Raw genomic sequence first — 13,362 nt, forward strand, 5'->3', positions numbered from 1 at the left:
ATGACCACCGAAACCTACCGCCCGCGCCGCTCGGTGCTCTATGTGCCGGCCTCCAACGAAAAGGCGCTTGCCAAGATCGCCTCGCTTGCCTGCGATGCCGTCATCATCGATCTCGAGGACGCCGTCCTGCCTGCTGACAAAAAAGCGGCACGCGACAAGGTTGCCGGCATTCTCGCCAACCCTGAACGGCGCTGCGAGATGGTGGTGCGCATCAATCCGCTCGCCAGCGAGTGGGGCGACGACGACCTGTTGGCCGTGGCCAGGGCCGAGCCCGGCGGCATCCTTCTGCCCAAGATCGGCACGCCGCGCGACATCCTCGAGGCCGGCGATCTGCTCGATGACAATGCCGCGCCGGACAGTGTGAAACTATGGGCGATGGTCGAGACGCCCAGGGCGCTGCTCAACATCGGCGCCATCGCCGAGCTCGGCCGCGATCCTGCGTCACGTCTTAATTGTTTCGTGGCCGGAACCAATGACCTGGTGAAGAGCACCGGCATTCTGGCGACGCCAGACCGGCGCTATCTGACGCCCTGGCTGATGCAGCTGGTGCTCGCCGCCCGCGCCGGCGGCCTCGACGTCATCGACGGCGTCGCCAATAATTTTCGCGACCTCGACGGTTTCACCCGGGAATGCGCGGAGGGCGCTGCCATGGGTTTTGACGGCAAGTCGCTGATCCACCCCGCCCAGATCGAGCCGGCCAACCGCGCCTTCGCCCCGTCGGCCGGGGCGGTGGCCGAGGCGCAGGCGATCAGGGATGCGTTTGCGCGGCCCGAAAATGCCGGCAAGGCTGTCATTGCGCTCGACGGCAGGATGGTCGAGCGGCTGCATCTCGCCGCGGCCGAGAAACTTCTGGCGAAGGCCGCCGCTGTTCGCGCATGATGCGGGGGCGAGACAGAAACGATTTCCAGGACTGTGAGCGGCTTTTCGTCCGGTCACACCACGACAGGACAAGCCCATGAAACTCTACCGCTTCCTGACCGGCCCGGACGACGCCACCTTCTGCCACAAGGTGACGGCGGCGCTGAACAAGGGCTGGCACCTGTTCGGCTCGCCGACCTATGGCTATGACCAGGAGACGAAATCGATGCGCTGCGGCCAGGCCGTGGTGAAGGACGTCGAGGGCCAGGAATACGGACCCGACACCAAGCTCAGCGACTGGTAGGGATAGCGCGGCGGCCCTCTCACTCGTCATCCCAGGGCGGAGCGACGCGAAGCGGCGCGCAGACCCTAGGATGATGAGGTGCACCTCAACCTGGTGACACCTGATCGGCGGCTTCCTCGATCCGCTCCATGTCGTCGTCCGACAGGCCGAAATGGTGGCCGATCTCATGGATCAGCACATGGGTGACGATGTCGCCCAGCGTCTCGTCGTTCTCCGCCCAGTAATCGAGGATGGCGCGGCGGTAGAGCGTGACGCGGTTCGGGCCCTCGCCGGTCTGGGGGTTCCAGCGCTCGGCGATGCCGCGGCCCTCGAACAGGCCGAGCAGGTCGAACGGCGTCTCCAGCGACAGGTCGTCCATGATTTCGTCGGTCGGGAAATCGGCGATCTGGATGATGATCTCGCCGGTGAGCTTGCGGAATTCTTCCGGCAGGTGGGCATAGGTCTCCAGCGCCAGAAGCTCCATTTCGTCCATCGACGGCGAGAGCTGGTCGTGCCAGGTGCGTGTCTTGTAGATGCGGGCCATGAATTGTCCTTTGAACTCGGCATATAGGCTTTTGCGCGGATCGAGGCAAATGAGCCGGCTGGCCGTCCGCCTTCAGGGTAAAGGGCGAAGGAATAAATTCCTTGTGACTCTGCTTGACTCTTCCGGTCGCCTCTGGAATCTATAAGAACATAACAGGAACAATTGCTGCCGGAAGTGGACGTCATGGCGATGAGCGCCGTGGCGCGGGACACTGTTTTTGCCCTGCGCCGCCAGATCGCGAAGATCGAGGGAACGCTGCCCGAGCGCCTGCAAGCGCCCGGCGCGCTTAAAGCAATTCCAGGAAAAGTGCGAAGCGGTTTTCCGTCGGGAATTGCGGAAAAACAAATATCCACCGATGCCGCCGGCTCCGACCTCACCATCGTCCGGCACGGTCTTGCCGTGGCCTCGGCGGATGCCTTCCTGCAGACCGGCATCGAACGCCTCGACACCGCCCTTGGCGGCGGCCTGCCCAAGGCGGCGCTCAGCGAAATCCATGGCCTGGCAACCCGCGATGCCGGCGCGGTCGCCGGTTTTGCGCTGTCGCTCGCCAGCCTGATCCTCAAGCAGAAGCAGGGCCTGCCGATCCTCTGGGTCGGCACGGCGGAAATTTTTCATGAGGCCGGCCTGCCCTATGCCAGGGGACTCGACACCCTGTTCGGCATCGCGCCTGGGCAATTGCTGCTTTCCGAGGCGCCGAAACTGGTCGACGCGCTATGGATCGCCGAGGAGGCCGCCCGCATGACGGCCTTCGCCGCGGTCATCCTCGAGATCCGCGGCAGCCCGCAACGGCTCGACCTCACCGCCACGCGCCGGCTCCATGCCCGCGCGCGGAATGCCGACCGTCCGGTGCTTTTGCTGCGCCAGGCCGGCGAGGCCGACCCCACCGCCGCTCCGGTGCGCCTCATCGTTTCGGCGGCGCCCTCGGCAAGTCGCGCAACGATCGCCGGTCCGCTCGCCGGCTCGATCGGCCGCCCCGCCTTCAAAGTCGATATCGGCAAGAGCCGCACGGCCCTGCCCGGACAATTCATACTGGAGTGGAACCCCGATGAGCACGCTTTTGCACAAAGAACAGAGAATTCTGTCGCTGTGGTTCCCGCATCTGGCCGCAGAGCGGATCCTGCGCCAGCGTCTGGGGCGGTCCTGGCGTTCCCGGCCGGCGCATCACCTGCCGCCATATCACCCACCGCCATCCCACCCACCGCTCGTGATCAGCCATCGCGACAACAACACCCAGCGCATCGCGGCCCTCGACGAGCGGGCTGAGGCGCTCAAATTGAAACGCGGCATGGGCATTGCCGATGCGCGTGCCATGCATCCCTCGATCGATGTGGTGGAGGCCGACGCGGAAGCCGACCGCCGCCTGCTCGAAGGCCTCGCCGACTGGTGCGACCGCTACACGCCGCTGGTGGCGATCGACGGCGAGGACGGGCTGTTCCTCGACGTCACCGGCTGCACGCATCTCTTCGGCGGCGAGCGCGCCATGCAGGACGAGATCCTCACCCGCTTCTTCCAGCAGGGTTTCGATGTCCGCGCCGGTCTCGCCTCGACGCCGGGCGCCGCCTGGGCGGCGGCGCGCTTCCATGGCGACCGCATCGTGGCGGGCGGCGAGGAGGAGGCGCTTCTGGCGCCGCTGCCGTTGTCGGCGCTGCGCATCGCGCCGGAGACCCGCGCCAGCCTGGAGAGCGTCGGCCTGCGCACCGCCGGCGCGGTGATGGCCGCACCGCGCGCGCCGCTCGCCCGCCGCTTCGGCGCCACCTTGCTTCTGCGCCTCGACCAGGCGCTCGGCCGCCTCGACGAGGCGGTGTCGCCGCGCCTTCCCGTCGCGCCGCTCTCGATCGAGCGCCACCTTGCCGAGCCGATCATGCTCACCGACGACATCGAGCGGCTCATAAGCCGGCTCGCCGTCGCCCTGAAGAGCGACCTCGAACGTCGCGGCGAGGGCGCAAGGACGCTGGCGCTGCTTCTCTTCCGCGTCGACGGCGCCGTCAGCCGCATCGCCGTCGGCACCTCGCGCCCGATGCGCGAGCCGCGGCTGATCCAAAGACTGTTCCACGAACGGCTCACCGCGCTGGAGCAAAATATCGACGCCGGCTTCGGCTTCGATCTCGTGCGGCTGTCCGTGCTGTCGGTCGCCGCCTTCGACATGGCTCAGGGCGACCTCACCGGCGAGGTGGCCGACGATGACGCCGACGTCGCGCTCTTTGCCGACCGCGTCCGCGCCCGCCTCGGCGAAGCCGCCGTGCTGAAGCCGGTCGTCGTCGAGAGCCATCTGCCGGAACGCGCCGTCGCAAACGTGCCTTTCGCGGAAGCGCCGCAAAGGCGCGCGCCGGCGGCCGGCCGGGTGGCGCCGCCCCGAACGGCGCCGCCGATGACCATCTACCCGCTGGAGCGGCCGGTGCGGCTGTTCCGCTCGCCCGAGCCGATCGAAGTGCCGGCGACCGAGATCCCGGAAGGCCCGCCGATGAATTTCCGCTGGCGGCGCGCGCTTTACCGCGTTGCCCGCGCCGAGGGGCCGGAGCGCATCGCCGCCGAATGGTGGCGTCAATTGCCGGGTGAGGAGAAGGCGCCGACCCGCGACTATTACCGCATCGAGGACAGCGAGGGGCGCCGCTACTGGCTCTACCGCCAGGGTCTCTACAGCAGCGCTTCGCAAGCCGCGCCGCCGCGCTGGTTCATGCACGGAGTGTTCGCATGAACGCGCTGACCGCCATCCCCTATGCCGAGTTCGGCATCCAGTCGAACTTTTCCTTCCTGCGCGGCGCCTCCAAGCCGGAGGAGCTTGTGGTGACGGCGAAGTTCTACGGCTTTGCCTCGATCGGTCTCGCCGACCGCAACACCGTCGCCGGCGTCGTGCGCGCCTGGCAGCAGGCCAGGGTCGAGAAACTGGCCTATCACCCCGGCTGCCGCCTGGTTTTCGGCGACGGCACGCCGGACATCCTCGCCTATCCCCGCGACCGCCCGGGCTGGGGGCATCTCTGCCGCATGCTGACCCAGGCCAATCTGCGCGACGAGACCGATAAGGGCGCGACGCTGCTTGAATTGAGCGACCTTCTCGAATGGGGCGATCGGATGTCGCTGGCGGTTCTGCCCGATCTGTCTGGCGCAGACAGTTTGACGATCATTAGCCGGCTTAAGGATCGTTTCGGCCCGGCGCTCCGGCTCGCCGTGGCGCCGGACTATGGGGGCAATGACCGCTTCCGCATCGAGCAGGCCGCGGCGATGGCCGAACACGCGCATGTCCCGCTGATGGCGACCAACGACGTGCTCTATCATGCCGCCGACCGCCGCCCGCTGCAGGACGTGCTCACGGCGATCCGCCTCAATACGCCCGTCTCCGAGGTCGGGCTCGAGCTGACGGCCAATGCCGAGCGCCATTTGAAGCCGCCGCTGGAGATGGCGCGGCTTTTCCGCCGCCACCCGCAAGCGCTGGCCGAGACGCTGCGCTTTGCGGATGAACTCACCTTCGCGCTGAGCGATCTGGAATACAATTATCCGGACGAGCCGACCGAATCCGGCCTCGGCCCGCAGGCCGAGCTCGAACGCCTGGCGCGCGAAGGCGCGGCCATGCGCTATCCGGCAGGTGTCCCCGAGGAGGTGCTCAAACGCATCGACAGCGAGCTCGCCCTGATCGAGCGCCTGAATTACGCGCGCTATTTCCTGACCGTTCATGACATCGTCAAATTCGCGCGCAGCAAGGATATCCTTTGCCAGGGCCGCGGCTCGGCCGCCAATTCGATCATCTGCTTCTGCATCGGCATCACCGAGGTCGGCCCCGAGCGCATCGACACTTTGTTCGAGCGCTTCATCTCCGAGGAGCGCAACGAGCCGCCCGACATCGATGTCGACTTCGAGCATGAACGGCGCGACGAGGTGATCGCCTATATCTACGAGAAATACAGCGCCAAGCGCACCGCGCTCGCCGCCGCCGTCATCAGCTATCGCGGCCGCTCGGCCCTGCGCGAGGTGGCGAAAGCCATGGGCCTTTCCGAGGACGTCCGCAGCGCCCTGTCGAGCACCATCTGGGGCTGGTCGACCTCGGAGCTCGGCGAAAGGGAAGCCAATGCCGGCGGCCTCGACCGCACCGATCCGCTGTCGCGCCAGGTGCTGGAACGCGCCAACGAGATCATGGGCTTCCCGCGACACCTCTCCCAGCATGTCGGCGGCTTCGTCATCACCCGCGACCGGCTCGACGAGGTCGTGCCCATCGTCAAGACGGCGATGGAGGAGCGCAAGATGGTCGAATGGGACAAGGACGATCTCGACGCGGTGAAGATCCTCAAGGTGGACGTGCTGGCGCTCGGCATGCTGACCTGCCTGAAGCGCGCTTTCACCTTGCTCACGCATCACTATCCGCGGGCGCGGGATGCGTTTGGACAACCCTATGTGCTCGCCACCCTTCCGGAAGAGGACAGGCGCGTCTATGCCATGATCGACCGCGCCGACACGCTCGGCGTCTTCCAGATCGAGTCGCGCGCGCAGATGTCGATGCTGCCGCGCCTCAGGCCGCAAAATTTCTACGATCTTGTCATCGAAGTGGCGATCGTGCGCCCCGGCCCGATCCAGGGCGACATGGTGCATCCCTATCTGCGTAGACGGCAGGGCAAGGAGGCGGTCCATTACCCCAGCCCGGAGTTGCGGAAGATCCTCGGCAAGACGCTGGGCGTGCCGCTGTTCCAGGAGCAGGCGATGAAGATCGCCATCGTCGCCGGCGGCTTCAGGCCGGGCGAGGCGGACGAGCTTCGTCGCGCGATGGCGACCTTCAAGCGCACCGGCACGATCGGCAACTACCGCCAGCGGATGATCGACGGCATGGTCGGCAATGGCTATGAGAAGGACTTCGCCGAGCGCTGCTTCAAGCAGATCGAGGGCTTTGGCGAATATGGCTTTCCCGAAAGCCATGCCGCCTCTTTCGCGCTGCTGGTCTACGCCTCCTGCTGGTTCAAGACCTTCTTTCCCGACGTCTTCTGCGCCGCGATCCTTAACGCGCAGCCGATGGGTTTCTACCAGCCGGCCCAGCTCGTGCGCGACGCGCGCGACCACGGCGTCGAGGTGCGTGAGGTCGACATCAACCATTCCGTCTGGGATTGCACGCTGGAGGCGTCGGCCTTCGATCCCTCCCGCATCCTCGAGCGCCACGCCTCGATGCGCGGCGTCATCGAGACGGCGCATGCCGTGCGGCTTGGCTTCCGCCAGGTCAAGGGTCTCTCCGAAGAGCGCATGGATGCCGTCGTCGCCCGGCGCGGCGATGGCTATCGATCGGTCAGGGATGTCTGGCTGCGTTCGGGCCTCGATGTCGGCGAGATCGAAAAGCTGGCGCAGGCCGACGCCTTCCGCTCGATCGGCCTCGACCGCCGCGCCGCCCTTTGGGAGGTGCGCGCGCTCGACGGCAGAAGCGCCGCCGAGAAACTGCCGCTGTTCGATCGGCCGTCACTGGGTGGCCTGCGCGAGCTGGAGCCGGAAACGAAGCTGCCGACAATGCCGCTCGGCGAGCATGTCGTCCACGACTACCGTTCGCTCGGCCTGTCGCTGAAGGGGCACCCCGTCGCCTTCCTGCGCGAACGGCTCGACCGCGCCGGCGTCACGCCCAATGCCCGCCTGCCGTCGGTGCGCGATGGCCGTCGCGTCTCCGTCGCCGGCCTCGTGCTGGTGCGGCAGCGGCCGGGCAAGGGCAATGCGATCTTCCTCACGCTGGAGGACGAAAAATCGATTGCCAACGTCATCATCTGGCCACGGGTCTTCGACCGCTTCCGCTCCGTCGTCATGGGCGCGCGCTTCATCCGCGTCACCGGCAAATTGCAGCATGAATCGGATGTCATCCACATCGTCGCCGACAGGATCGAGGATCTGACGTCCTGGCTGGGCGTGCTGCTGCGCGAGCCGCCCACCATCGAACATCGACCCGCCGAACGTCCCGTACGACCCGCGACCGACACACGCGGCCTGCCGGTCCGCCAGGACATCGGAACCCTGTCGGGCGCCGCGCAACAGGTCATGCCCAAGGGGCGCAATTTCCAGTAGGAATGGAGCGAAAGGCGGGAGCGCTTCGTCATCCACGGGCGGACCAAGGAGCGGAGCGACGCAGCGCAGACCCGAGGATCCACGCCGTTACCGGCGAGCGCCGCCACGGTGCAGAATTCTGCCCTGTTGCACTTCGTGGCCAACGTCACGGCATGGATCCCAGGGTCTCCGCAACGCCGCTTCGCGGCTGCTTCGCCCTGAAAGTCGCAGCTCGCTCAGGACGGCCCGCTGAGCCGCGGCGGTGGGGTCAGCATATCCTCGGCCGAGATCGTGCGCGCCTCGGAAGGCAGCATGATCGGGATGCCGTCGCGAACCGGATAGGCGAGCTTCGCCACGCGCGAAACCAGCTCGTTGCGCTCGGGATCCCAGGTCAGCGGTCCCTTGGTCAGCGGGCAGGCCAGCAATTCCAGAAGCTTCGGGTCGACCGTGGCTTTTCGAGAGTCACGTCCGTCCGCTGACATCGCACTTTCCATTGTCCAATTCCCCGGCTCAAAGTGTGTTAGGTCAGGCCGAGCCGAAAATGGTGGCTTCCGAGAACCGGAGCGGAGCGTACTTAAAAGTACATGAGCACCGGCCTACGCCGACCGTAGCCTTAGTTTAGCTACCGCGCCACTCACGAGTGCTTCGGCCGGCGCAGGCCGGAAGCGCAGGAAGCCGCCATTTGCAGGCCGGCCTCATCTGAATATCAACACCTATTGCAGACTTGACCCAAATTCCTCGTCCTCGCGCGCCAGCGTCATTTCGGTGATGGCGATCAGCGTCTCCGCGCGCGTCTTGAGGTCCGGCGCTTCCAGCAGCGCCTGCTTCTCTGCCGGTCCGTAAGGCGCCATCATCGACAGCGCGTTGACCAGCATGCCGTTTTCGGCGCGGCTGACGCTTTCCCAGTCCGCCTCGAGGTCGTTGGCCTGCAGATAGGCGCGAAAGGCCTTGAGCAGCGCCGGCCGGTCGACCTCGGCGCCGGCCGAATCTTCCTCAAGGTCGGCGAGAAACGGCGCGATTCGGCACTGCCGGAACGGTGTTTTCGCCGCAAGCTCCTGCGTGATGCGAAACCGGCACACGCCCTGCAGCGAGATCAGGTAGCGGCCGTCGCCGGTCTCGGCGAGCGAGATGATGCGCCCGGCGCAACCGACGCTGCACAGCTCCGGCTCGCCATCAGCCCGCAATGCGCCGTCGAGGCTGGGCTGGATCATGCCGATCAGCCGCGAGCCGGCCATCGCCTGGTCGATCATCTGCAGGTAGCGCGGCTCGAAAATGTTGAGCGGCATGCGGCCGCCGGGAAGCAGCAGCGCTCCGGCAAGGGGGAACACCGGGATCGCCGGCGGCAGATCCTTGGCGCGCCGGTAGAGTGCGTTACCGACGCGCATCGCAACCCTCCGCAAGCAACGCCGGCAAGCCCATCAACCTGCAATCTCCTCTCGCGCCGGCAACCCGCCTTCATGGCAATGGGCCGCCAGCCCTGACCATATGTGGCGCCGGCGCGCCGTTGCTCAAGCCTGCCGGCCACGGCAGCCGGCAAAAAACTTCAATTCCAGGAACAAGCGTAGCGGTTTTCCGTCCGGAAACAAAACCTAGAGCACGATGCCGAAAAGGGTGCAGCGGTTTTCGCACGACATCATGCTCTATCTCTTTGATTCAGAGCAGTTCGGCGATTCTGTGAAACGCTGAACCGCTCTACGAGAACAGCAGCGACGACAGCTTGCGCCGCGCCGCCAGCGTCGCCTCGTCGGTCATTCCCCAGGCTTCGAAGAGCTTCAACAGTTGCGCCCTGGCGCCGTCGTCGTTCCACGTCCGGTCGGCCTTGACGATTGCCAGGAGATTGTCGGCGGCCAGCGTTCGCTCGCCGCGCGCATTCTGGATCATCGCCAGGTCGAAGCGTGCCTGATGGTCGGCCGGATTGGCGGCAAGCCGGCGCTCGAACTCGGCCGGGTTGCCCAGGGCCGCCGCTTCCGCCGCAAGCGCCATCTTGGCGCGCAGCGCGGCCAGCGCCGGCGCCTCCTTCTTGTCCTCGGGCGCCCGGGCCAGAACGGCTTCGGCGCCTTCCGCGTCCCCGGCATCGAACAAAATCTCGCCGAGGCCCGCGACCGCCTCGACGGTCTCCGGTGCCTGCTCCAGGATCGCCTCATAGATGTCGGCCGCGGTCTGGACGTCGCCGGCCGTGCGCGCCTCGGCCGCCGCGGCAAGCGCGTCCGCGACCTGCGGCGCGCCGCCGCCCTTGCCGCCGACCTTCTGGATGAACTGGTTGATCTGGCTTTCCGGGATCGCGCCCATGAAGCCGTCGACCGGGTGGCCGTCCTTGAAGGCGATGACCGCGGGGATCGACTGGATGCCGAGCTGGCCGGCGATCGAGGGATGGTCGTCGATGTTCATCTTGACCAGCTTGACCTTGCCGCCGGCGGCGTTCACCGCCTTTTCGAGCTGCGGCGTGAGCTGCTTGCAAGGCCCGCACCACGGCGCCCAGAAGTCGACAAGCACCGGCTGACGGCGCGATTCCTGGATGACGTCGGCAGCGAAGGTCGCGGTCGTCGTGTCCTTGATCAGGTCGGCGGCCGCCGGCGCATCGCCCAGCGAAAGCTTGGCGCGGTCGCCGCCGCCATATTGCACCGTCTGGGCATATGGGCCGCCATTGCCGCCAAACGAGCCGCTGAACGGATTGTTGTCACTCATCGTGTTCGCCCTTTCGGTCGCGCTCGGCATCGCCGCCCGGCGCGTCATTGTCGGATTTCGGAACCGCCCTCCATGTGGCGATCAGCCCCTGAGTTTCAAGATAACGAGACTTTCAAGATAACAGGATCATGGCCGGTTGCCTCGACGAATCTGATCAGATCGGCGGCGGCGATCGAGGTCGTCGCCTCGTTGGTCAGCGGATGGCCGTTGATGACGTCGTGGCTCATCAACTCCTGGTCGAGCACCACCTTGACCTTCGCCTGCGTGTCGTTGATCAGGCCGAACACGGTGACCGCGCCGGGAATGACGCCGAGCAGTTCCATCAGCATTTCCGGCTTGCCGAACGACACCCGCCCGGCGGCGCCGATCAGCTGATGGATCTGCTTCAGATCGACCACGGCCTCCTCGCCGACGGTGACCAGGAAATAATTGTCCTTCTTGTCCTTGAGGAACAGGTTCTTGGTATGGCCGCCGGGAATTTCGCCGCGCAAGGCCTGGGAATCGGCGACCGTGTAGAGCGGCGGATGCCTGACCGTCGAAACGGCAATGCCGAGACCGGCAAGAAAGTCATTGAGCTCGGCTTCGGTCTTCGGCATCGGTCCTCACGCGATCAAACAGGGGTGATGCCGTTTACGGCCAATGCTGCCTTCGGGGCAAGGCCGCCGAGATGGGCCAACGCGAATCCGCACCCCCGCAGCGAACTTCGCCGGGACGGAAGGCCGCTCCAAAAAGACCGTCATTTCCCTGTTGCAATCGCCGCGCTCTTCGGCCATATAGGCGCGGCTTGCGGCCCGAGGCCGCGCGAGCGGGTGTAGCTCAGGGGTAGAGCACAACCTTGCCAAGGTTGGGGTCGGGCGTTCGAATCGCCTCACCCGCTCCAGTTTCCTCAAGGAAGCAAGCGCTATGAAAATGGGCCGGATCGATCCGGCCTTTTTCATATCTGTCGGGCAGCACCTGGACAGCACGATCATTTCTTACCGCGTATGACCTGGAAATCCGGCTTGCCGCAACGTGCCTTGCGGGGCTCGAACGATACCCGACCGACCAGTGCGGGACGGAATTGCCAGGATCGGAGAAGCGCTGCCCGTTCCGCAAGCCGGGGGCCCGCCGGTGCGCTGGTGAGAGGGAGAACTGGGCAGGCCTGCCTCGAGGCAGTCGGCGGACAGGACCATCCGACCATCACATAGTGGCGTTGAAATCAGCACCAAATGATGCCATTTATGGTGCGAGGAGACAGGCCATGCGTTCCACCATCAACATCGACGACAGGCTCATGGAGAAAGCCCGGTCGCTGACCGGGGTGAAGGAAACGGCCGCCATCGTCCGGCAAGCGTTGGAAACGCTCGTGCGTGTCGAAGCCGGGAAGCGCTTGATCGCCCTTGGTGGCACGATGCCTGACGCCGAGGCGGCGCCGCGGCGCCGGAGCGAGGCAGCGGGGTGATTCTTGCCGACACGTCGATCTGGATCGATCATTTTCGTCATTCCGACGCGGAACTGCGCCGGGTCATCGAGGAGGACATGCTGCTTTCCCATCCATTCGTGATCGGCGAGCTGGCGTTGGGCAGCCTGCGCGAACGGACGGCGGTGCTGGCGTTTCTGGCGGCACAGCGGCAGGCTGCCGTCGCTGCCCATGACGAGATCATGACCATGATCGAACACCACCGGCTGTTCAGCATGGGCGTCGGCTATACCGACGCGCATCTGCTGGCGTCGGTATTGCTGGAGCGCGGGGCGGCGCTGTGGACGCGCGACAAGGGCCTGCAAGCAGCGGCGGCGAAAGCCGGCGCTGCCCTGCACGCGCCGACTGCCGCCTCCTGAAGCGACGGCAAGCGATTCAACGCCGGATCACATCGGATAACGTTTGCGTTCCATCTCCATTCCAACGCCGGAGCGGCCTCTATATGCCCTTTCCGGGGCCGAGAACCGCCGGCGGTGAATGGCCTGCACCGCGACACGACGCGACCGGACGGCCCTTTTCGGAAAAAGCGGTTTTGCCGCGTCTTTCCATCGCAGGGAGATGTCATCATGCATTCCTTCATCCCAAAAATCATCGCGGCCGCATCGATCTTCGCGGCCATACCGCTTTCGAGCGCCTATGCCGTGCACCGCCACCATAGGACGCAGGTCGACACCACGACCACCGCATCGGTGCCGGTCAATCCGGAAGCGAAAGCGGCGCTAGCCCAGTTGCTCGGCATCAAGCAGGGTATCCGCGCGGCCAGGGAGGCCGGCAAGATCACACAGGATCAGGCCCGCGAGTTGATGCAGCAGGCGGATACCATCCAGCACGCCGCGTTGACTTCCGGCGACCGTTCGACGCTCGGGCAGATCAATCAGCTGGATCAGCGGCTGCAAAGCGCCACCGGCCAAGGAACCTATATGGGCGACGGTGCCGACGGTGGTTACTATCCGAACGGCTGACAGATATACGCCGTTCGTCAAGCGGCGGCCGGTGTGATCAAACCTTGCTTGAGCAATTCCAGGAAAAGCGACACGGATCAGGCTCGGCGGCCTCGCCGTAGCCTTGCCCCAGGAATTGGGTCAAAACAAAGAGAGAGCGTTTCGCGTTTACGTGAAACGGTGAAAAGCTCCAGGCCTCACACCGGCGCTGCCGCTATGCGCGATCCCGTCGCTCAGTGATTGTGCGACTGCTGGAACCCGGCCACGTCGTACTGCGATACGCTCTTCGGGTTCTTCGAATTCTGCGGCTGGGTGCCCGCGTAATGCGTTCCCGCATTGCCGTCCGGGTTGAAGGCTGAACCCGGGGCCGAGGCGGCGTGACCCGGCGTGGCGTCCCCTGTCTGAGCGGTGCCGATGGTCTGGCTGGGTTGACCAGTGGTCCCGGTTACGGTGTGGACGTTGGCGGCCAGGGCCGTGCCGGCAGAGGCCATGAACAAGCCGGCAATCATGGGCGTGAGGAGATGCTTCATCGTGTTCTCCTAAAAGCATCGGGTTTCAGGAGGGGCTCTCGGGTCCTTGGGAGCGCCCGGCGAGT

General features: G+C 65.7%; 14 protein-coding genes and 1 tRNA gene. 9 read left to right on the forward strand and 6 right to left on the reverse strand.

The annotated features are described in order from the left end of the window. Window positions 1-879: a CoA ester lyase gene (locus F3H96_RS18245; protein ID WP_188131447.1), complete on the forward strand. Its 879-nt coding sequence runs from the start codon at window positions 1-3 to the stop codon at window positions 877-879. Between the two features lie 76 nt (window positions 880-955). Beyond that, complete coding sequence (locus F3H96_RS18250) at window positions 956-1,162, forward strand: DUF1737 domain-containing protein (protein ID WP_149803124.1); 207 nt, start codon at window positions 956-958, stop codon at window positions 1,160-1,162. Window positions 1,163-1,247: 85 nt separating this feature from the next. Here F3H96_RS18250 and F3H96_RS18255 read toward each other — a convergent pair whose 3' ends face one another. Next, on the reverse strand, window positions 1,248-1,685 hold the full coding sequence (locus F3H96_RS18255) for a metallopeptidase family protein (RefSeq protein ID WP_149803125.1): 438 nt from the start codon (window positions 1,683-1,685) through the stop codon (window positions 1,248-1,250). A 183-nt stretch (window positions 1,686-1,868) separates the two neighbouring features. Here F3H96_RS18255 and F3H96_RS31145 point away from each other — a divergent pair, with 183 nt between their 5' ends. From F3H96_RS31145 to F3H96_RS18270, 3 genes are read left to right on the forward strand one after another with little or no spacing between them, the layout of a single operon-like run. Beyond that, on the forward strand, window positions 1,869-2,948 hold the full coding sequence (locus tag F3H96_RS31145; RefSeq protein WP_149803126.1) for a hypothetical protein: 1,080 nt from the start codon (window positions 1,869-1,871) through the stop codon (window positions 2,946-2,948). Continuing rightward, complete coding sequence (locus F3H96_RS18265; RefSeq protein WP_149803127.1) at window positions 2,890-4,380, forward strand: DUF6504 family protein; 1,491 nt, start codon at window positions 2,890-2,892, stop codon at window positions 4,378-4,380. Before F3H96_RS31145 ends, F3H96_RS18265 begins: the two co-directional genes overlap by 59 nt. Then, complete coding sequence (locus F3H96_RS18270; protein WP_149803128.1) at window positions 4,377-7,703, forward strand: error-prone DNA polymerase; 3,327 nt, start codon at window positions 4,377-4,379, stop codon at window positions 7,701-7,703. The genes F3H96_RS18265 and F3H96_RS18270 overlap by 4 nt, the downstream gene beginning before the upstream one ends. A 215-nt stretch (window positions 7,704-7,918) precedes the next feature. Here F3H96_RS18270 and F3H96_RS18280 read toward each other — a convergent pair whose 3' ends face one another. The 4 genes from F3H96_RS18280 to F3H96_RS18295 form a co-directional block, all read right to left on the reverse strand. After that, on the reverse strand, window positions 7,919-8,164 hold the full coding sequence (locus tag F3H96_RS18280) for a Trm112 family protein (protein ID WP_149803129.1): 246 nt from the start codon (window positions 8,162-8,164) through the stop codon (window positions 7,919-7,921). A gap of 231 nt (window positions 8,165-8,395) precedes the next feature. Further along, window positions 8,396-9,067 (reverse strand): LON peptidase substrate-binding domain-containing protein, encoded by a 672-nt coding sequence (locus tag F3H96_RS18285; protein ID WP_149803130.1) that lies wholly within the window; start codon window positions 9,065-9,067, stop codon window positions 8,396-8,398. 307 nt (window positions 9,068-9,374) lie between these two features. Further along, window positions 9,375-10,367, reverse strand: a complete 993-nt coding sequence (gene trxA / locus F3H96_RS18290) for a thioredoxin (protein ID WP_149803131.1) — start codon at window positions 10,365-10,367, stop codon at window positions 9,375-9,377. A gap of 95 nt (window positions 10,368-10,462) precedes the next feature. Then, the gene (locus F3H96_RS18295; RefSeq protein WP_149803132.1) at window positions 10,463-10,963 is read right to left on the reverse strand and encodes a prolyl-tRNA synthetase associated domain-containing protein; all 501 of its coding nucleotides are present in this window, start codon (window positions 10,961-10,963) and stop codon (window positions 10,463-10,465) included. A 209-nt stretch (window positions 10,964-11,172) separates the two neighbouring features. Here F3H96_RS18295 and F3H96_RS18300 point away from each other — a divergent pair. From F3H96_RS18300 to F3H96_RS18315, 4 genes are all read left to right on the forward strand, one after another. Next, a tRNA-Gly gene (locus F3H96_RS18300) sits at window positions 11,173-11,247 on the forward strand. Between the two features lie 360 nt (window positions 11,248-11,607). Next, entirely contained in the window at window positions 11,608-11,808 is a 201-nt protein-coding gene (locus F3H96_RS18305) for a type II toxin-antitoxin system VapB family antitoxin (RefSeq protein ID WP_149803133.1), read from the forward strand. After that, the gene (locus F3H96_RS18310; RefSeq protein WP_149803134.1) at window positions 11,805-12,185 is read left to right on the forward strand and encodes a type II toxin-antitoxin system VapC family toxin; all 381 of its coding nucleotides are present in this window, start codon (window positions 11,805-11,807) and stop codon (window positions 12,183-12,185) included. Before F3H96_RS18305 ends, F3H96_RS18310 begins: the two co-directional genes overlap by 4 nt. Before the next feature lie 207 nt (window positions 12,186-12,392). Beyond that, window positions 12,393-12,788: a hypothetical protein gene (locus F3H96_RS18315; protein WP_149803135.1), complete on the forward strand. Its 396-nt coding sequence runs from the start codon at window positions 12,393-12,395 to the stop codon at window positions 12,786-12,788. 212 nt (window positions 12,789-13,000) lie between these two features. Here F3H96_RS18315 and F3H96_RS18320 read toward each other — a convergent pair whose 3' ends face one another. Further along, on the reverse strand, window positions 13,001-13,297 hold the full coding sequence (locus F3H96_RS18320) for an adenylate cyclase (RefSeq protein ID WP_149803136.1): 297 nt from the start codon (window positions 13,295-13,297) through the stop codon (window positions 13,001-13,003). Window positions 13,298-13,362: the final 65 nt, after the last annotated feature.

The sequence above is a fragment of the Mesorhizobium sp. NFR06 genome (assembly GCF_900115245.1).
Taxonomy (GTDB): Bacteria; Pseudomonadota; Alphaproteobacteria; order Rhizobiales; family Rhizobiaceae; genus Mesorhizobium.

Excerpts from the sequence above, each read along its gene's own strand:
- F3H96_RS18245 (WP_188131447.1), top strand. The coding sequence starts at position 1 with ATGACCACCGAAACCTACCGCCCGCGCCGCTCGGTGCTCTATGTGCCG.
- F3H96_RS18320 (WP_149803136.1), bottom strand. The coding sequence starts at position 13,297 with ATGAAGCATCTCCTCACGCCCATGATTGCCGGCTTGTTCATGGCCTCT.
- F3H96_RS18285 (WP_149803130.1), bottom strand. The coding sequence starts at position 9,067 with ATGCGCGTCGGTAACGCACTCTACCGGCGCGCCAAGGATCTGCCGCCG.
- F3H96_RS18280 (WP_149803129.1), bottom strand. The coding sequence starts at position 8,164 with ATGTCAGCGGACGGACGTGACTCTCGAAAAGCCACGGTCGACCCGAAG.
- F3H96_RS18305 (WP_149803133.1), top strand. The coding sequence starts at position 11,608 with ATGCGTTCCACCATCAACATCGACGACAGGCTCATGGAGAAAGCCCGG.
- F3H96_RS18270 (WP_149803128.1), top strand. The coding sequence starts at position 4,377 with ATGAACGCGCTGACCGCCATCCCCTATGCCGAGTTCGGCATCCAGTCG.
- trxA (WP_149803131.1), bottom strand. The coding sequence starts at position 10,367 with ATGAGTGACAACAATCCGTTCAGCGGCTCGTTTGGCGGCAATGGCGGC.
- F3H96_RS18315 (WP_149803135.1), top strand. The coding sequence starts at position 12,393 with ATGCATTCCTTCATCCCAAAAATCATCGCGGCCGCATCGATCTTCGCG.
- F3H96_RS18250 (WP_149803124.1), top strand. The coding sequence starts at position 956 with ATGAAACTCTACCGCTTCCTGACCGGCCCGGACGACGCCACCTTCTGC.
- F3H96_RS18255 (WP_149803125.1), bottom strand. The coding sequence starts at position 1,685 with ATGGCCCGCATCTACAAGACACGCACCTGGCACGACCAGCTCTCGCCG.
- F3H96_RS31145 (WP_149803126.1), top strand. The coding sequence starts at position 1,869 with ATGGCGATGAGCGCCGTGGCGCGGGACACTGTTTTTGCCCTGCGCCGC.
- F3H96_RS18295 (WP_149803132.1), bottom strand. The coding sequence starts at position 10,963 with ATGCCGAAGACCGAAGCCGAGCTCAATGACTTTCTTGCCGGTCTCGGC.